Below are 16,875 nucleotides of genomic sequence, written 5' to 3'. Positions count from 1 at the left end.
GGCGGAATCCGACAGCAGAAAGGCCGGCCCTCGGGAGAGGGTCGGCCTTTTCAAGAGCGGAAGTCTGCGCTGACGAAAGTTGTGAGCCAGGACCAAGCGGTGGCAGCCGTCACCGAGTGGCGGCAGCAGCCGGCGGGAAGCCGGTAGCGCGAGAAGCCGGTAGCGCGAGAAGCCGGTAGCGCGAGAAGCCGGTAGCGCGAGAAGCCGGTAGCGCGAGAATCCGCTAGCGGTAGCCGTTACGCCGGTCGTCGTTGCCGCCGGGGCCGGGCTGCTGCCTGCCGCCGTAGGTCCCTGGGGGCCGCTGTCCACCCTGCTGAGGCCCACGCTGCTGCCCTCCACCACCGCGACCCGGCGGCGGCTGCTGGCCACGCCCGGGCGGCGGCTGCGGGCCGCGCGGTTGCTGCTGCGAGCCACGAGCCGGAGGCTGCGGTCCTCGGGCCGGAGGCTGCTGCGAACCACCGCGAGCGGGCGGCTGCGAACCACCGCGAGCGGGCGGCTGCGAACCGCCACGAGCAGGGGGTTGCTGGCCGCCGCGGGCAGGGGGCTGCGAACCACCGCGGGCAGGCGGCTGTTGCGGGCCACGAGCGGGCGGCTGCTGCGGACCGCGGCCGGGAGCCTGCTGCGGACCGCGCACCGGCGGGGCCTGCGGCGTGCGGGCCGGTGCCTGCTGCGATCCGCGGCCGGGCGGCTGCGGAGCACGAGGGGGTTGCTGCTGGGGACCGCGCGGCGGCTGCGGGCCGCGTGGGGGCGGCTGCTGGCCTCCGGCGGGACGGGCGTACTGAGGGCCGCCGGCGGGGGCGCCGCCGTAGACCGGGCCGGAGCCGCGCTGGGCGCCACCGGCGGGCGGACCCGACCGGGCGCCGCCGTAGACCGGTCCGGAGCCGCTGGGACCGCCGCCACCGGCACCACCACCGCCACCACCGCCGACGCCGCCGTAGACGCCGGCTCGCTGGCCGCCGCCGACGCCGATCAGCTCGGTTTCCGGGTCGTGCGCGTTCAGGCCGCCGAGGGACGCGTCGTCCGCATCCGAGGAGGCGGCGCGCGGCGACTTGCGGAACCGCATGATGCCGAAGACGCCGACCGCCACCAGGAGCAGGCCGAAGCCGCCGACGCCGGCCACCGCGTAGGTGAGGTTGTTGACGTTCAGATACCACGGGTCGCCGGCCGCGTCGTCGCCCGACTTCTCGGACTTCTTGGCCACTGTCGTCGCCGGCGTGTACTGCCGGATGTTGTTGGCGGTGGTCTTGTCACCGTTCATGTCGGAGACCGTGAGGAACGTCTTGCCGTCGGGGCTGTAGCTGATCGCCTCACCGAACGGCTCGTTGGGGAGGCCGGTGGTGCGCGGCTCCTTCTTGAGCGCGGCGATCACGTCGCCGCCGGTGACGTCCCACTCCAGCGCATCGGTGTAGGTCCGCAGGACCACCTTGGCGCCACCGGGTGCGATCGCGCCGCCGGTGATCGTCTTGTTGCCGATCCGGGCGACCGGGTTGCCGGCCGTCTCGGTGGCGTTGATGGGTAGGTCGGCGACCTTCTTCAGCGGGACACCAGTCGTCAACTTGGGCTTGAGCGGCCCGGTCGGCTGGTAGACGCTCGCGTTCTTGCCGATCTCCTTGGTCACGATGATCGGGGTGCCGTCGCCGTTGAGCAGCAGCGCCTCGGAGTCGTGGGAATCGCCCTCGGGGTAGGTCAGGCGGTGGAGCGTCGGCTTCTTGGCGCCGCTGACCGGCATGCTCCAGAGCGCGACGGTGGGCCGGGGAGCGTCGCCGGAGCGGATCCCGCCGTCGCCGACGTCGGCGATCCAGAGGGTGTCGCCGTCGGCGGAGAGGATCAGGTCCTCGGGATCCTTCGGGCCGTCACCGCTGTACTCCTGGGTCTTGTCCTCGTCGATCGCGCACTGGGCGTCCAGGAAGAAGATCTTCTTCTTGGCGGCGTCGTCAGTGCCGTCGTTGATGACGATGTAGCCGTTCTTCGTCGCCACCAGCCCGGAGACCTCGTCGATCTTCGGGTCGGTGATCTTGCAGAGCTTCTTGCCCGGCGTCGCCTTCGCGCTGACCGTCGCCGCTGGGGTCGGGTCCTCGGCGGACGCGCTGGAGGAACCGATCATCACCAAGCCGAGACCCACGATGATCGGGAACACGAGACGCCGCATCCGCACAGTGTCGCATGCGGCGTCCCGTACCGGTATTACGTGTGGATCAACGCTGGTGAAGCGCCCGACGTCAGCTCCGGAACTCATCGAGCTCGGCGGCTAGCTGCTCGCCCACCCGGACGCGCAACTCGGTGCCGTCGTCCAGATGACGCGACTGGAGCACCTGACCGGTCCGGTGCACCCTGGCCACCAGGTCACCCCGGTCGTAGGGCACCAGCACGGTCAGCTCGACCGCGGGACGGGGCAGCCGGTCGGCGATGGCCTTGTGCAGCTCCGCGATGCCCGTTCCGGAGCGGGCGGAGACGAACACGGCGTCCGGCCAGGTCCGCTTGAGCCGGAGGATCGTCTCCTCGTCGGAAGCATCGACCTTGTTGACCACCAGCAGCTCGGGAATCCGGTCGGCACCGACCTCGCCGAGCACCTCACGCACCGCGCTGACCTGACCCTCCGGGTCGGGGTGGGCGCCGTCGAGGACGTGCACCACCAGGTCGGCGTGTGCCACCTCCTCGAGCGTGGAGCGGAACGCCTCCACGATGTGGTGCGGCAGGTGACGGACGAAGCCGACCGTGTCGGAGAGCGTGAAGACACGCCCGTCCTCCGCGGCGGTGCGCCGGGTCGTCGGGTCGAGGGTGGCGAACAGCGCGTCCTCCACCAGCACACCGGCCTGCGTCAGCCGGTTGAGCAGGCTGGACTTGCCGGCGTTGGTGTAACCGGCGATGGCGACTGCCGGAACACCGCTCGCGGTACGCCGGGAGCGCTTGGTCTCCCGGACGGTCTTCATGGCCTTGATCTCGCGCCGGAGTTTCGAGATGCGCGTGTTGATCCGCCGGCGGTCGGTCTCGAGCTTGGTCTCACCCGGACCACGGGTGCCGACGCCACCGCCGCCCGAACCACCAGCGCCGCCGCCCTGGCGGGACAGCGAGTCACCCCAGCCGCGCAGTCGCGGCAACAGGTATTGCAGCTGGGCCAGCTCGACCTGCGCCTTGCCCTCTTTGCTCTTGGCGTGCTGGGCGAAGATGTCGAGGATCAGGGCGGTCCGGTCGACCACCTTGACCTTGACCTGCTCCTCCAGCTTGCGCAGCTGGGACGGCGACAGCTCGCCGTCGCAGATCACGGTGTCGGCGCCGGTGTCGGCGACCACGTCGCGCAGCTCGTCGACCTTGCCCCGGCCGATGAAGGTTGCCGCGTCGGGTTGCTTGCGCCGCTGGATCAGGCCCTCGAGGACCTGCGATCCCGCGGTCTCGGCGAGAGCGGCCAGCTCGGTCAGCGAGTTCTCCGCGTCGTCGACGCTTCCCTCGGTCCAGACGCCGACCAGCACGACCCGCTCGAGTCGCAGCTGCCGGTATTCGACCTCGGTTACGTCGGTGAGCTCGGTGGAGAGACCGGCCACCCGCCTGAGCGAGTGCCGCTCCTCGAGCTCGAGTGCGCCGGTCGACAGGTCCGGCTCGTCAAGGACGGGTGTCTGGTACGTGTTTCGCAAAAGTGACCTCCTCCGCCCCAGCGTGGCACGTCCCGCCGGGCGGCGCATCTACATAACTGTGCTGACTCATGAGTAACCACCGCCGGTGAATCGACTATTCCGCAAGAGCGACAATGCGGAGAGCACCCACCAACGTCGGAGGGAACACCGTGGTGACCACCCGCCTGCCGAGCGCAGGATTCTCGATCACGATTCGCATCGCTGTTACCGCGGACGCCTCGTCCATCGGCCGGCTCACCACCTGCGTGGGTGAGGCCGGGGCCATCGTGACGGCACTGGACGTGGTGGACTCCGACCCCACTCACGTCCTGGTCGACCTGACCTGCGACACCGCCGACGCCGCGCACGCCGACCAGGTCGTCAAGCAGCTCGAGGACCAGGACGGCGTCGACGTCCGCAAGGTCTCCGACCGGACCTTCCTGCTGCACCTCGGCGGTAAGATCGAGGTGTCGTCGAAGGTCGCGCTGCGCAACCGTGACGAGCTGTCCCGGGCGTACACGCCGGGTGTCGCCCGGGTCTGCATGGCGATCGCGGAGAACCCGGCGGACGCCCGCCGCCTCACCATCAAGCGCAACACCGTCGCGGTGGTCAGTGACGGCTCCGCGGTGCTCGGGCTGGGCAACATCGGGCCGGCCGCGGCGATGCCGGTGATGGAGGGCAAGGCCGCGCTCTTCAAGCGCTTCGGCGGCGTGGACGCCTGGCCGGTGGTGCTGGACACCCAGGACACCGACGAGATCGTCCGGATCGTCAAGGCGATCGCGCCGGCGTACGGCGGGATCAACCTGGAGGACATCGCGGCGCCGCGGTGCTTCGAGATCGAGGCGCGGCTGCGGGAGCAGCTCGACATCCCGGTTTTCCACGACGACCAGCACGGGACCGCGATCTGCGTGCTGGCCGCGCTGACCAACGCGCTGCGGGTGGTCGGCAAGCGGATGCAGGACGTCCGGGTCGTCGTCTCGGGCGCCGGTGCCGCCGGCACCGCGATCATGAAGCTGCTGCTGCGCCAGGGCGTGGGCGACATCATCGCGTACGACCGGAAGGGCGCCCTGCACCGCGGCATGCCCGAGATGTCGGAGAGCTGGCAGTGGCTGGCCGAGAACACGAACCGGGACAACTACTCCGGTGACCTGCCCGGCGCGATCGCCGGCGCGGACGTCTTCATCGGCGTCAGCGCACCGAACCTGCTGACCGGCGACGACATCGCCCGGATGGCGGAGAAGTCGATCGTGTTCGCCCTGGCCAACCCCGACCCCGAGGTCGACCCGAGGGAGGCCCGCAAGCACGCCGCCGTGGTCGCCACCGGCCGCTCCGACCAGCCGAACCAGATCAACAACGTGCTGGCGTTCCCCGGTGTGTTCCGCGGGATGCTCGACGTCAGCGCCGAGGAGTTCACCGAGGAGATGGCCCTCGCCGCTGCCCGGGCCATCGCGGACGTGGTGGGCGAGGAGAAGCTCAACCCGACAGTGATCGTCCCCAGCGTCTTCGACGCCCGGGTCACGCCAGCGGTGGCCGCCGCGATCCGCGCCGTGGTCAAGGGCGCGCCCGCCCCGGCCAATCCGGCCGCGGCCCCGGAAGTGGAGCTGGAACAGGCCCCGGAGGCCACCTTCTGACGAACGCCGGCCGGGCCGCCACGAAAGCGGCGACCCGGCCGGCCAGGCAGCGGAAAAAGCCAAAGACAGCGGGAGAAGCGGGATCAGGCAGCGGCCCAGCCGGTCAGCTCGCCGACCCGGTCGGTGATCAGGCCGGCCACTCCCGCCAGCACCAGCGGACGCCATTGCGCCAGGTCGTTCGGGGTCCAGGGCATCACACCGACACCCGCCTCGGCCAGGCCGGCCATCGTCTCCGGGCCGCCCAGTACGTCCTCGATCGCCGGGTTGCAGAACGTCACGCCCAGCTCCCGGCAGAGCGGCACGGTCTCCGCGTCGAACCGGAACAGCAGCAGCGCGAGCCGTACACCCGGAACCACGTCCCGGATCTTGCGGATCACGTCGGTGTCGAAGCTCTGGAAGACCGAGCGCTCCAGCAGGTCACGCTCGGCGACCTGGGTGACGATCGTCTTCACCTCGTCCAGCGTGGCCGGCGGCTTGATCTCGATCAGCAGCTCGGCCGGCCCGGGGGCGAGCAGGTCGAGGGTCTCGGCCAGCGACGGCACCCGCAGGCCGGTGAACCCGGGTCCGAACCAGGAGCCGGCGTCCAGCGCCCTGATCTCGTCGTAGCCGAGGTCCCAGACCCGGCCGGCGCCGGAGGTGGTCCGGTTGACGGTCCGGTCGTGGATCACCACGGGCACGCCGTCGCGGGTCACCCGGACGTCGAACTCGACGAGGGTGGCCCCGGACCGGACCGCGGCGGCGAAGGCGGGCAGCGTGTTCTCCGGTGCGACGGTGCAGTAGCCGCGGTGCGCGACCCGGTGCAGCATCAGAGGACCTCACCGTCGGCGACCAGCACCGCCGGGCCCTCCAGCCACCAGCCGCCCTCGGTGTCGTGGCGCACGACGAGGCGTCCACCCGGCACGTCCACCGCGATCGAGCCGGTGGTCAGGCCGGCGTCGCGCAGAGCCACCGCGCCGACCGCGAGCGCGCCGGTGCCGCAGGACAGCGTCTCACCGGAACCGCGCTCGTGGACCCGCATCCGGACGTGCCCGTCCACCCCGTCGAGCGGCTCGGCGGGCTCCACGAACTCGACGTTCACCCCGGACGGGAAGACGGCGGCGTCGTGCAGCGGCTCTCTCGTCAGGTCCAGGCCGTCGAGGGCGAGACCGTCGTGCAATCCGCAGACCAGGTGCGGGTTTCCGCAGTCCACTGCCACACCGGGAATGGTGAGCCCGCCTAGGGTCGCGGTGCTTCCCGCGTACACCTGAGGTTTTCTCATCCGGACGCTCACCGTGTCATCGCCGACCAGGGCGACCACGACGCCGGCCCTCGTCGCCACCGGCAGGCCCCGCGGGCCGGGCGTGGCCAGGCCGCGGCTCACCAGGTAACGCACGAAGACGCGCACGCCGTTTCCGCACATCTCGGCGATCGAGCCGTCGCTGTTGTGATAGTCCATGAACCACTCGGCCTCGGCCGCCTGACCCGCCGCCTCGGGGTGTTTCGCGCTGCGCACCACCCGGAGCACACCGTCGGCGCCGATCCCCCGGCGGCGGTCGCAGAGCTCCGCGACGAGCGCGGGCGTCAGCTCCAGCTCACCGTCGGGGTCGGGGAGGATGACGAAGTCGTTGGCGGTTCCGTGGCCCTTGGTAAAAAGCACCGGACCATCATCGCGCAAGCGAAAGCGCGTCCGCCACGAGCGTCGGCACGGCGGCGTCCAGCCAGGTGATCGAGGGATCGCGGCGGAACCAGGACCGCTGGCGGCGGACGAAACGCCGAGTCCCGCGCACCGTGTCCGCCTTGGCCTCCTCCTCGGTGAGCAGGCCGTCGATCTGGGCGAGCGCCTGCTGGTAGCCCAGGGCCCGGGACGCGGTCCGGCCGTCCCGGATGCCGTCCAGGCCACGCACCTCCTCGACCAGACCCGCCGTCCACATCAGGTCCACCCGCAGCTCGATCCGCTCGTCCAGGGCGGTGGTGTCGCGATCCACCCCGATCTGCACCGCGTCGTAGACGGGTTTCGGGTCCGGCAGCGCGGCGGTGAACGGCTGCCCGGTCAGCTCGATCACCTCCAGGGCGCGGACGATCCGGCGGCCGTTGGAGGGCAGGATCTTCTCGGCGGCAGCGGGGTCCGCCCGGCGCAGGCGATCGTGCAGCTCGCCCGGACCCACGTCGGACAGTTCGGACTCCAGGCGCGCCCGGATCGCCGGGTCCGTGCCGGGGAACTCGAAATCCTCCAGCACGGCGCGGATGTAGAGGCCCGAACCGCCCACCAGGATCGGCACCCGGCCCCGGGAGAAGATCTCCTCGATCGTGGCGCGGGCCAGTCGCTGGTACTCCGCGACGGCCGCGGTGACCGTGACGTCCCAGATGTCGAGCAGATGATGCGGCACGCCCTGGCGCTCCGCGACGGTCAGTTTCGCGGTGCCGATGTCCATCCCGCGGTAGAGCTGCATCGAGTCGGCGTTGACCACCTCACCACCCAGCTCGTGAGCGAGAGCGATGCTCAGGGCCGACTTTCCGGCCGCCGTCGGACCGGCGACGGTGATCACGCGATGGGCTGTCCGATACGGCACGGGACCAACCGTAGGACACCGTTGTGTCACGGTCATCGGTGGGAGCTTTCCCCTAACCGGGTTGGACCTGTGACAATGCGCGAGAAAGAATGCCGGTGGGAAGATTTGCATTCGACTGCGCTGTGGCGGTGGCCACGGGCCCGGCAGGGTCCGGTGGCGCCGGGAGAACGAGGATGAGCTCATGAACGACTGGACGGCCTTCGGGCGCGTGGATGCCGATGGCACCGTGTACGTGAAGACCGCCGAGGGCGACCGGGTGGTCGGCTCCTGGCAGGCCGGCACGCCGGAAGAGGGGCTGGCCCATTTCGCCCGGCGGTTCGAGGATCTGGTCACCGAGGTCGACCTCGTCGAGGCTCGCCTCAAGTCCGGCGCGGCCGACGCCGCCCACTCGCTGAGCAGCGTCAAGCGCCTGCGGACCCAGCTCGACGAGGCCCACGTGGTCGGCGACATCGACGGCCTCGCCGCGCGCCTCGAGCGGCTCTCCGGCCTCGCCGAGGAGAAGGCCGGTGAGGCCCGCGCGGCCCGCGAGGTGGCCCGCACCGAGGCGCTCGCCCGCAAGACCGCCCTCGTCGAGGAGGCCGAGTCGATCGCCGCCGAGGCCACCGGCTGGAAGACCGCCGGCGACCGCCTCAAGGAGATCCTCGACGAGTGGAAAACCATCCGCGGCGTCGACAAGAAGACCGACGGGGAGCTGTGGAAGCGCTTCGCCGCCGCCCGGGACGGCTTCACCCGCCGCCGCGGCGCGCACTTCGCCACCCTGGACGGTCAGCGCAAGCAGGCCCAGGGCGCCAAGGAAGAGCTGGTCAAGGAGGCGGAGACGCTTTCCGAGTCGACCGAGTGGTCCAGCACGGCCAACCGGCTCAAGGAGCTGATGACCGAGTGGAAGGCGGCGCCGCGCGCCGCCAAGGAGGCCGAGCAGCGCCTCTGGGAGCGCTTCCGGGCCGCTCAGGACGCGTTCTTCACCCGGCGCAGCGAGGTCTTCTCCGCCCGCGACGCCGAATACCAGGGCAACCTGGAGAAGAAGCAGGCCATCCTCACCGAGATCGAGGCCCTCGACATCGACGCCGACCCGCGCGGCGCTCAGAACCGGCTTCGTGACGCGCAGGCAGCCTGGCACGACGCCGGCCGGGTGCCGCGTGAGGCGTCCGCTTCGCTGGACCGCCGCTGGCGCAACGCCGAGGAGCGGATCCGGGTCGCGATGGACTCGGCCTGGCGCAAGACCAGCCCTCAGGACAACCCGCTGCTGCGCCAGATGCGCGAGCAGGTCGCCGAGGCCGAGGAGAAGCTGGCCCGCGCGCAGGCAGCCGGCGACAACCGCCGGATCAAGGAGGCCGAGCAGGCGCTCGCTTCGAAGAAGCAGTTCCTGGCCTTGGCCGAGCAGGCCAGCTGATCGGTGACGCTTCGAGGGAGGGCGGCGGGCCGTTGGTCCGCCGCCTTCACCCTTTTGAGGGTACGGCCGACGAAGAGCCCTGCCAGTTCGCCAGCGACCTCCGTGCATCGGGAACGGCCGTAACGCCGGTCTCGCGCCACGGGTGTGAGACCTGGGACAGTCTTGCGCCACGGGTGTGAGACTCAGTCCAGTCTCGCCGCCACGGGTGTGAGACCTAGGACAGCGATCCGAGCTCGGTCACGTCGGCGTTGCCACCGGTGCAGACGACGGCGACCCGCCTGCCGGCGAAGACCTCGGGGTGGGTCAGGACACCGGCCAGGGCCGCGGCGCCGGCGCCCTCGGCCAGCGTGTGCGCGGCGGTGGCGAGCAGGCGCCGCGCCTCGGTGATCCGGTCGTCGGTCACCAGGAGGAAATCGGTGAGCCGCTCCCGCATGACGCTCTGCGGCAGGGCGAAACCGCGACCGGTGGCCAGGCCCGCGGCGGCCGTGCGGTTGGGACGTTCGACCAGGTCACCGGAGTGCCAGGAGTCGTGCGCCGCGGGTGAGGCGGCCGACTGGACACCGATCACGGCACAGCGGGGAGCCAGCTCGGCGGCGACGATGCAGGCCGCAGCGGCCCCGGTGCCGCTGCCGACGGGCACGACGATCGCGTCCAGGTCCGGGCGGGCCTCGAGGATCTCCAGGTAGAGCGTGCCGACGCCGGCCAGCAGCTCGGGCGTGTCACCCGGGCTGATGAGGCGGGCGCCGGTCCGGGCGGCGCACTCCCGGGCGTACCTCTCGGCGTCCTCCAGCGAAGCGCCGGTCCGGACCGCCCGCGCGCCCCACCCCTCGACCGCCTCCGCCTTGGGCGCGGGCGTGCCACCGGGCATGGCCACCGTGCATTTCGCCCCGAAGACGTGACCGGCGTAGGCGAGCGACTGGGCGTGGTTGCCGGTGGACCAGGTGACGATGCCGCGTTCACGCTCGTCGGGGCTCATGCCGGCCAGCAGGGTCAGGCCGCCACGCACCTTGAAGGCGCCGACCGGCTGGGTGTTCTCGTGCTTGACCAGCACCGACGTGCCGGCGGCCCGGTCAACCAGCGGGTAGGACCACATCGGGGTGGGCGGCAGGTGATCGCGGAGCAGGTCCCGGGCGGCGCGGATGTCGTCGAAGGTCAGATCCATGCCTGAAATGGTCGCCCAGTCGGCATGCATAGGTCCAATGTCTTTGTTCTGGGTGATCCATAGATCTGGTTGATAGGTTGGCGCGATGCTCGACGTCACCCGGCTCACGGTCCTGGTCGCGGTCGCCCGGCACGGGTCGGTCACCGCCGCGGCGCGGGCCCTGCACTACGCCCAGCCGTCGGTCAGCCATCACCTGGCGAGGCTGGAGGCGGAGACCGGCAGCCGGCTGCTCCAGCGGGTCGGCCGGGGCGTGCGGCTGACCGAGGCCGGACGGCTGCTGGCCGACCGGGCCGAGGAGATCCTCGGGCGGCTGGCCGCGGCGGAGGCGGAGCTGGCGGCGCACACCGGGCTGCGGAGTGGGCGGGTCCGGCTGGCCGCGTTCCCGTCCGCCTTGGGCACGTTCGTGCCGGTTGCCGCGGCCGGGTTCGCGACCGCCAATCCGGGGGTCGACCTGCGCTTCATCGAGGCGGAGCCGCCCGAGGCGATGCGGCTGCTCCGCAACGGCGAGGTCGAAGTGGCGGTGGTCTTCGACCATCTCGGCGCCGGCGCGGCCTCCTCCGGGCCGCCGGGTGCCGGCTCAGCCGGTGGCGGCCGCTCGCGCGCCGGGGCGGAGGCGGAGCCGGCTGGGTTGCGGCTGGAGACGTTGCTCGATGAGCGGGCGTTTCTGGTGACGCCGGTGGACTGGGCGGGTGACCGGCTCGCCGATCACCGGGATCGGCCGTGGATCGGCGGGTGCGAACGCTGCCGGGCGCGGTTGCTGGACGCCTGCGCGGCGGAGGGGTTCACACCGGACATCCGGTTCACCACCGACGACTACGTCGCGGTGCAGGCACTGGTCGCCGCGGGGATGGGTGTGACAACGCTGCCGGCCCTCGCGCTCGCCGCGCACCGGGATCCGCGGGTGCGGGTCGTGCCGGCGCCCGGTCCCGGACGGCGGATCTCGATGGCGGTGCTCGGCGACCTGCCCGACCCGCCCGGCACCGCCGAACTGCTCAACCACATCCGCTCCGCCGCCGGGGCCCTGCACCCGGCCTGATCTGGGGAGCTTTGGGCGTACCGGATAAGGAGCGGGAGAGAGACGCCTGGCCGGCACCGCGAAGTCAGAGGGCGCAGCCCTCGGCAGGGGGTAGGGCTGCGGGGACGCCGAGGGTGGGAAGGCCCAGGGAGACGCCCTTGAGCTTGGGGGTGCGGCCCGCTTCGAAGGCGTCGCCGGCGCGCGTGCGGCGGTGGCTGAGAGGGTCGCCGTCGGCGTTGAGGTGGTGCGGTGCGGCGTAGGTGATCACGGTTTCCACGATGTCGCCCGGGCGTGGGCTGATGCCGCCGGTGGCGAAGTGAACGAGGCGGCCGTCGCGGGCGCGGCCGCTCAGCCGGCCGGTGCGCTCGTCCTTGCGGCCCTCGCCGACCGCGACCAGGACCTCGACCTTCTCGCCGACGAGCTTCTTGTTCTCGTCCCAGGTGATGTCTTCCAGGGTGGCGATCAGCCGGTTGTAGCGGTCCTGGACGACGGCCTTGGGGATCTGGTCCGGCATGGTCGCGGCGGGGGTGCCGGGGCGGATCGAGTATTGGAACGTGAAGGCGTTGGAGAAGCGGGCCCGGCGGGCCACCTCGAGGGTCTGCTCGAAATCGTCCTCGGTCTCGCCGGGGAAGCCGACGATGATGTCGGTGGTGATTGCGGCGTCCGGCATCGCGGCCCGGACCTTCTCGATGATGCCGAGGTATTTGTCCTGGCGGTAACTGCGGCGCATGGCCTTGAGCACCCGGTCGGAGCCGGACTGCAGCGGCATGTGCAGCGAGTGGCACACGTTCGGCGTCTCGGCCATCGCGGCGATCACGTCGTCGGTGAAGTCCTTCGGGTGCGGGCTGGTGAAACGAACCCGCTCCAGTCCCTCGACCTCGCCGGTCGCGCGCAGCAGCTTGCCGAAAGCGAGCCGGTCGCCGAACTCGACACCGTAGGAGTTCACGTTCTGACCCAGCAGGGTGACCTCGAGGACACCCTCGGCGACCAGCGCGCGCACCTCGGCGAGGACGTCGCCCGGGCGGCGGTCCTTCTCCTTGCCGCGCAGCGACGGGACGATGCAGAACGTGCAGGTGTTGTTGCAGCCCACCGAGATCGAGACCCAGCCGGCATACGTCGACTCGCGCTTGGTGGGCAGCGTCGACGGGAAGACCTCGAGCGACTCGAGGATCTCGACCTGGGCCTCCTCGTTGTGCCGGGCCCGCTCGAGCATGGCCGGCAGGGAGCCGATGTTGTGGGTGCCGAAGACCACGTCCACCCAGGGCGCCTTCTTGACGATGTCGCCCTTGTCCTTCTGGGCGAGGCAGCCGCCGACAGCGATCTGCATCCCGGGGTTCTTCAGCTTCGTCGGGCGCAGGTGGCCGAGGTTGCCGTAGAGGCGGTTGTCGGCGTTCTCGCGGACCGCGCACGTGTTGAAGACGACCACGTCAGCGGCGTCGGCGTCAGCGGCGCGCACGTAGCCGGCGTCCTCCATCAGGCCGGAGATGCGCTCGCTGTCGTGCACGTTCATCTGGCAGCCGTAGGTGCGCACGTCATACGTACGCTGGGCGCCTTGAAGTTCGGTAGTCATGGCAATTGACCAGGGTACTGCTTAGGCCGCGGCGGGTCGCTCCGGCGTCGGGCCGGGTTTCCACCGCGAACGGTCACACTCCGGGGTGCAGCGGTTGCACGGACGGACGCGGCGCCGCTCAGGGCCGTCATCCGTCTCCTGCTCGTCGACGTGGACGGGTCTCAGCGTCCCGTCGGGTTCCGCCAGCACGTACCGGAAAGGGTTGAGCGTGTCGTCGGGAAGCAGGACCGCGGCACGCAGCCGGACCGCGACGGCGCTCGCGATGGTCTCCTCCGCGACACCGGACGGTGCGAGGAAGACGTCGACGACTGTCGGGAAGTCGCCACCGACCTGGTAGACGTCGCAGAGCAGCGCCGACTCACCCGGAACCAGCTCGTGCACCGGTTGCTCCAGCGCACCGGCCAGCGCGCCGCGGACCAGGTCGGGCTCGACCCGCGCGGCCACACTCCAGTTCCACAGGCCGTCTGCCGCCATACCCATCATGGTGTCCACCCCATTCGACCTGCACCTGCTGTGTTACCGCTCCGTGACCATTCTCGACACGATCCGATACGGAGGGCCCCCTAGGGTGGGGTCCAATCGAGTGAACGACGAACGAGCGGATGGACCGGGTGGCAGACGAGGATCTCATCGTCCTTGAGAACGTCAACAAGTGGTTCGGGCCCTTGCACGTGCTGCAGGATGTGGACCTTACTGTCGCGCGCGGCGAGGTCGTGGTCGTGATCGGACCCTCCGGGTCCGGTAAGTCCACGCTGTGCCGTGCCATCAACCGGCTGGAGCCGATCGACTCCGGCACGATCACTTTCGACGGACAACCGCTACCGGCGGAGGGTCGCCCGCTCGCACGCCTGCGCAGCGAGGTCGGCATGGTTTTCCAGTCCTTCAACCTGTTCGCGCACAAGACCATCCTGCAGAACGTGATGCTGGGCCCGGTCAAGGTGCGCAAGGAGAAGGCGGCCGCGGTCCGCGAGCGGGCCATGGGCCTGCTGGAGCGGGTCGGCATCGCCAACCAGGCCGACAAGTACCCGGCACAGCTCTCCGGCGGCCAGCAGCAGCGCGTCGCGATCGCCCGTGCGCTGGCCATGCAGCCGAAGGCGCTGCTCTTCGACGAGCCGACGAGCGCGCTCGACCCCGAGATGGTCGGCGAGGTGCTGGACGTGATGACGTCCCTCGCGTCCGAGGGCATGACGATGGTCGTCGTCACCCACGAAATGGGCTTCGCCCGGCACGCAGCGAACCGTGTCGTGTTTATGGCAGACGGACAACTGGTCGAAGAGGCCACGCCGGCCGAATTCTTCGCGAATCCGAAGAGCGAACGGGCGCGTGACTTCCTTTCCAAGATCTTGACGCACTGACCGTTGCCCTTCCTGTACTGACAAGAGGAGATCTGACCATGCGTATGAAGCGGGTAGCGGTGGTCGCCGCGGCGGCCTTCGCATTCACCCTGACCGCTTGTGGCGAAGACGGGACACCCACTCCGAGCGGCGGCACCGGCAGCGGTGCCGCCCCGGCTTCGGACACCTGCACCACCTCGGGCGCGACGTTCACCGCGGACACCGCGGCCGCGGTCACCGGCAGCCCGACCTTCGACAAGATCAAGTCGGCGGGCAAGGTTGTCGTCGGCGTCAAGTTCGACCAGCCGAACCTGGGCTACAAGGACACCGCCGGCACGCGCTGCGGCTTCGACATCGAGATCGCGCAATACCTCGCGTCGAAGGTGGGCGTCGACCCGACGAAGATCGAGTACAAGGAGATCCCGTCCGCCAACCGGGAGACCGCGATCAAGGGTGGTGAGATCGACTACTACGTCGGCACCTACTCGATCACGGACAAGCGCAAGGCCGACGTCTCGTTCGCGGGGCCGTACTTCGTGGCCGGCCAGGACCTGCTGGTCCGCAAGGACGAGTCGGCGATCACCGGTAAGACCGCCCTCATGGGCAAGAAGGTCTGCTCCGCGACCGGCTCCACGCCGATCCAGCGGATTCGCGACGAGAAGCTGACCGAGCCGGAGAACATCGTCGAGTTCAAGACCTACTCCGAGTGCGTCTCGCAGCTGCTGGACAAGAAGGTCGACGCGGTCACCACGGACGACGCGATCCTCAAGGGCTACGCGGCGCAGAGCCCGTCCGACCTGAAGGTCGTCGGCCAGCCGTTCAGCGAGGAGAAGTACGGCGTCGGCCTGCCGCGTGACGACAAGGCGTTCCGCGACGCCATCAACAACGCCATCGAGGCGTCGTTCAAGGACGGCACCTGGCAGAAGATCTACGACGGCACGCTGGGCAAGTCCGGTTCGCCGGCCACCCCGCCGACCCTCGAGCGCTACTGATCAACGCTGCACCGGCCGGCGTCAGGTGGTTCGCCACCCGGCGCCGGCCGGTGATTTGAAGGACGGGGCATGACGGAATTCTTCCGCGTACTGACGGACAACTGGAGCCTGTTCGTCGACGGCTTCAGCAACACCATCCGGTTGTTCCTGATCGCCGCCGTGGGCTGCCTGTTGCTGGGCATGCTGCTCGGCGCGTTCCGGGTCTCGCCGATCCCGGCGCTGCGCTGGTTCGGTGCCGGCTATGTCAACATCGTGCGCAACACGCCGTTGACGCTGGTCTTCGCGTTCCTGGTGTTCGCGGTTCCGAAGCTGGATGTCAACCTGGACTACGACACCGCGGCATTCACGGCCCTCACGGTCTACACCGCGGCGTTCGTCTGCGAGGTCGTCCGCTCGGGCATCAACACGGTTTCCCCCGGACAGGCCGAGGCCGCACGCGCCATCGGCATGACGTTCGGCCAGGTACTCAGCCAGGTGGTGCTGCCGCAGGCGCTGCGGGCCATGGTGCCGCCGCTGATGAGCGTCATGATCGCCATGCTGAAGAACACCACGATCGCCGCCGGGTTCTCGGTGCTGGAGGCCGGCGCCATCCCGGCATATCTGTCCGAGCGCGGTGAGAACCAGTTCTTCGTCCTGCTGTGGATCACCATCGGCTTCCTGGTCGTCATCTCACCGCTGGTTCTCCTGCAGCGGGCACTGGAGCGCAAGTTGGTGGTCGCCCGATGAGCTCGGTTCTGTACGACCTGCCCGGCCCCCGTGGGCGGCGCCGCAACGCGCTCATCGGCGTGGTGGCCACGATCGCCATCGTCGCGCTGATCGCCTGGGTGGTCTACCGGTTCTGGAAGACCGGTCAGTTCGAGGCCCGCAAATGGGACCAGTTCAAGTTCAAGGCCGTCCAGATGGAGATCGTGCGAGGTGTCACGGCCACGCTCCAAGCGGCCGGCATCGCGGCGGTCCTCGCCCTGCTTTTCGGCGCCGTCTTCGCGGCCGGGCGACTCAGCGACCACGCACTCCTCCGCGTCCCGTCCGTCTGGGTCGTTGAGCTGTTCCGGGCCATCCCGCTGCTCATCCTCATCTTCTTCGGGTACAACGTGCCCACGCAGTACGGCTGGCCGATCGACAAGATGTGGGCGCTGGTCATCGGCCTGACGCTGTACAACGGGTCGGTGCTCGCGGAGATCTTCCGCGCCGGCATCAACGCGGTCGCCAAGGGGCAGTCCGAGGCGGCCTACGCGATCGGCATGCGCAAGAACCAGGTCATGCGGCTGATCCTGCTGCCGCAGGCGTTCCGGGCGATGCTGCCGGCGATCGTCAGCCAGCTCGTGGTGCTGCTCAAGGACACCGCGCTGGGCTTCATCATCACGTACCCGGAACTGCTGACCGCCGGTAAGACGATCGGTGGGCGGCTGGCGTTCGGGTTGCCCTACGTGCCGGCCTACCTGGTCATCGGGGCGATCTACATCGCGATGTGCGGAGCGTTGTCGGTCTTCGCGTGGTGGCTCCAGCGGCGGCTGACCCGGGTGCCGAAGGCCAAGATAGCGGCGCCGGTCCCGCTCACGGACGTCACACGGCAGGTCTGATCGTTTGCTGTTCCCGACCGCCCGGCTTCGGCCGGGCGGTTTGT

At 70.2% G+C, this 16,875-nt stretch carries 15 protein-coding genes; 7 read left to right on the top strand and 8 right to left on the bottom strand.

Features of this window, described 5'->3' with window-relative positions:
- Positions 1-223 precede the first annotated feature (223 nt).
- Complete coding sequence (locus ACFQV6_RS00605) at positions 224-2,149, bottom strand: hypothetical protein (protein WP_378025274.1); 1,926 nt, start codon at positions 2,147-2,149, stop codon at positions 224-226.
- A gap of 70 nt (positions 2,150-2,219) precedes the next feature.
- Positions 2,220-3,677 carry a GTPase HflX gene (gene hflX, locus ACFQV6_RS00600; RefSeq protein WP_378025273.1) on the bottom strand — a complete coding sequence of 486 codons (1,458 nt, stop codon included), beginning with the start codon at positions 3,675-3,677 and terminating at the stop codon, positions 2,220-2,222.
- Positions 3,678-3,742: 65 nt separating this feature from the next.
- Here hflX and ACFQV6_RS00595 point away from each other — a divergent pair, with 65 nt between their 5' ends.
- On the top strand, positions 3,743-5,239 hold the full coding sequence (locus ACFQV6_RS00595) for an NAD-dependent malic enzyme (RefSeq protein ID WP_378025272.1): 1,497 nt from the start codon (positions 3,743-3,745) through the stop codon (positions 5,237-5,239).
- An 83-nt stretch (positions 5,240-5,322) separates the two neighbouring features.
- Here ACFQV6_RS00595 and ACFQV6_RS00590 read toward each other — a convergent pair whose 3' ends face one another.
- Genes ACFQV6_RS00590 through miaA form a run of 3 tightly spaced genes read right to left on the bottom strand, consistent with a single transcriptional unit; the run spans position 5,323 to position 7,824 of the window.
- On the bottom strand, positions 5,323-6,045 hold the full coding sequence (locus tag ACFQV6_RS00590; protein WP_378025271.1) for a glycerophosphodiester phosphodiesterase: 723 nt from the start codon (positions 6,043-6,045) through the stop codon (positions 5,323-5,325).
- The gene (dapF, locus tag ACFQV6_RS00585) at positions 6,045-6,875 is read right to left on the bottom strand and encodes a diaminopimelate epimerase (protein WP_378025270.1); all 831 of its coding nucleotides are present in this window, start codon (positions 6,873-6,875) and stop codon (positions 6,045-6,047) included. The genes ACFQV6_RS00590 and dapF overlap by 1 nt, the downstream gene beginning before the upstream one ends.
- A 7-nt stretch (positions 6,876-6,882) precedes the next feature.
- Positions 6,883-7,824: a tRNA (adenosine(37)-N6)-dimethylallyltransferase MiaA gene (gene miaA / locus ACFQV6_RS00580; protein ID WP_378025269.1), complete on the bottom strand. Its 942-nt coding sequence runs from the start codon at positions 7,822-7,824 to the stop codon at positions 6,883-6,885.
- Positions 7,825-7,969: 145 nt separating this feature from the next.
- Between miaA and ACFQV6_RS00575 the strand changes: the two genes are divergently transcribed.
- On the top strand, positions 7,970-9,178 hold the full coding sequence (locus ACFQV6_RS00575) for a DUF349 domain-containing protein (RefSeq protein ID WP_378025268.1): 1,209 nt from the start codon (positions 7,970-7,972) through the stop codon (positions 9,176-9,178).
- 214 nt (positions 9,179-9,392) lie between these two features.
- Here the strand turns inward: ACFQV6_RS00575 and ACFQV6_RS00570 are convergent, their stop codons facing one another.
- Positions 9,393-10,340 carry a threonine/serine dehydratase gene (locus tag ACFQV6_RS00570; RefSeq protein ID WP_378025267.1) on the bottom strand — a complete coding sequence of 316 codons (948 nt, stop codon included), beginning with the start codon at positions 10,338-10,340 and terminating at the stop codon, positions 9,393-9,395.
- An 85-nt stretch (positions 10,341-10,425) separates the two neighbouring features.
- Here ACFQV6_RS00570 and ACFQV6_RS00565 point away from each other — a divergent pair, with 85 nt between their 5' ends.
- Positions 10,426-11,376 (top strand): LysR family transcriptional regulator, encoded by a 951-nt coding sequence (locus ACFQV6_RS00565; protein ID WP_378025266.1) that lies wholly within the window; start codon positions 10,426-10,428, stop codon positions 11,374-11,376.
- Positions 11,377-11,440: 64 nt separating this feature from the next.
- Here the strand turns inward: ACFQV6_RS00565 and miaB are convergent, their stop codons facing one another.
- On the bottom strand, positions 11,441-12,925 hold the full coding sequence (gene miaB, locus ACFQV6_RS00560; RefSeq protein ID WP_378025265.1) for a tRNA (N6-isopentenyl adenosine(37)-C2)-methylthiotransferase MiaB: 1,485 nt from the start codon (positions 12,923-12,925) through the stop codon (positions 11,441-11,443).
- 21 nt (positions 12,926-12,946) lie between these two features.
- Complete coding sequence (locus tag ACFQV6_RS00555; RefSeq protein ID WP_378025264.1) at positions 12,947-13,399, bottom strand: hypothetical protein; 453 nt, start codon at positions 13,397-13,399, stop codon at positions 12,947-12,949.
- A gap of 137 nt (positions 13,400-13,536) precedes the next feature.
- Here ACFQV6_RS00555 and ACFQV6_RS00550 point away from each other — a divergent pair, with 137 nt between their 5' ends.
- From ACFQV6_RS00550 to ACFQV6_RS00535, 4 genes are all read left to right on the top strand, one after another.
- Positions 13,537-14,280 (top strand): amino acid ABC transporter ATP-binding protein, encoded by a 744-nt coding sequence (locus ACFQV6_RS00550; protein ID WP_378025263.1) that lies wholly within the window; start codon positions 13,537-13,539, stop codon positions 14,278-14,280.
- A gap of 38 nt (positions 14,281-14,318) precedes the next feature.
- Entirely contained in the window at positions 14,319-15,251 is a 933-nt protein-coding gene (locus tag ACFQV6_RS00545; RefSeq protein WP_378025262.1) for a glutamate ABC transporter substrate-binding protein, read from the top strand.
- Between the two features lie 69 nt (positions 15,252-15,320).
- Positions 15,321-15,977 carry an amino acid ABC transporter permease gene (locus ACFQV6_RS00540; RefSeq protein WP_378025261.1) on the top strand — a complete coding sequence of 219 codons (657 nt, stop codon included), beginning with the start codon at positions 15,321-15,323 and terminating at the stop codon, positions 15,975-15,977.
- Positions 15,974-16,831 carry an amino acid ABC transporter permease gene (locus ACFQV6_RS00535; RefSeq protein WP_378025260.1) on the top strand — a complete coding sequence of 286 codons (858 nt, stop codon included), beginning with the start codon at positions 15,974-15,976 and terminating at the stop codon, positions 16,829-16,831. The genes ACFQV6_RS00540 and ACFQV6_RS00535 overlap by 4 nt, the downstream gene beginning before the upstream one ends.
- Positions 16,832-16,875: the final 44 nt, after the last annotated feature.

The sequence above is a fragment of the Actinoplanes sp. GCM10030250 genome, assembly GCF_042666575.1.
In the GTDB taxonomy this organism is placed as follows: Bacteria; Actinomycetota; Actinomycetes; order Mycobacteriales; family Micromonosporaceae; genus Actinoplanes.
Note: the sequence above shows the minus strand (reverse complement) of the source record. Positions and strands in the feature narration are given on the sequence as shown.

Coding starts and splice junctions, on each gene's coding strand:
- ACFQV6_RS00605 (WP_378025274.1), bottom strand. CDS start 2,149: ATGCGGCGTCTCGTGTTCCCGATCATCGTGGGTCTCGGCTTGGTGATG.
- hflX (WP_378025273.1), bottom strand. CDS start 3,677: ATGCGCCGCCCGGCGGGACGTGCCACGCTGGGGCGGAGGAGGTCACTT.
- ACFQV6_RS00595 (WP_378025272.1), top strand. CDS start 3,743: ATGCGGAGAGCACCCACCAACGTCGGAGGGAACACCGTGGTGACCACC.
- ACFQV6_RS00590 (WP_378025271.1), bottom strand. CDS start 6,045: ATGCTGCACCGGGTCGCGCACCGCGGCTACTGCACCGTCGCACCGGAG.
- miaA (WP_378025269.1), bottom strand. CDS start 7,824: ATGACCGTGACACAACGGTGTCCTACGGTTGGTCCCGTGCCGTATCGG.
- ACFQV6_RS00575 (WP_378025268.1), top strand. CDS start 7,970: ATGAACGACTGGACGGCCTTCGGGCGCGTGGATGCCGATGGCACCGTG.
- ACFQV6_RS00570 (WP_378025267.1), bottom strand. CDS start 10,340: ATGGATCTGACCTTCGACGACATCCGCGCCGCCCGGGACCTGCTCCGC.
- ACFQV6_RS00565 (WP_378025266.1), top strand. CDS start 10,426: ATGCTCGACGTCACCCGGCTCACGGTCCTGGTCGCGGTCGCCCGGCAC.
- miaB (WP_378025265.1), bottom strand. CDS start 12,925: ATGACTACCGAACTTCAAGGCGCCCAGCGTACGTATGACGTGCGCACC.
- ACFQV6_RS00555 (WP_378025264.1), bottom strand. CDS start 13,399: ATGGCGGCAGACGGCCTGTGGAACTGGAGTGTGGCCGCGCGGGTCGAG.
- ACFQV6_RS00545 (WP_378025262.1), top strand. CDS start 14,319: ATGCGTATGAAGCGGGTAGCGGTGGTCGCCGCGGCGGCCTTCGCATTC.
- ACFQV6_RS00540 (WP_378025261.1), top strand. CDS start 15,321: ATGACGGAATTCTTCCGCGTACTGACGGACAACTGGAGCCTGTTCGTC.
- ACFQV6_RS00535 (WP_378025260.1), top strand. CDS start 15,974: ATGAGCTCGGTTCTGTACGACCTGCCCGGCCCCCGTGGGCGGCGCCGC.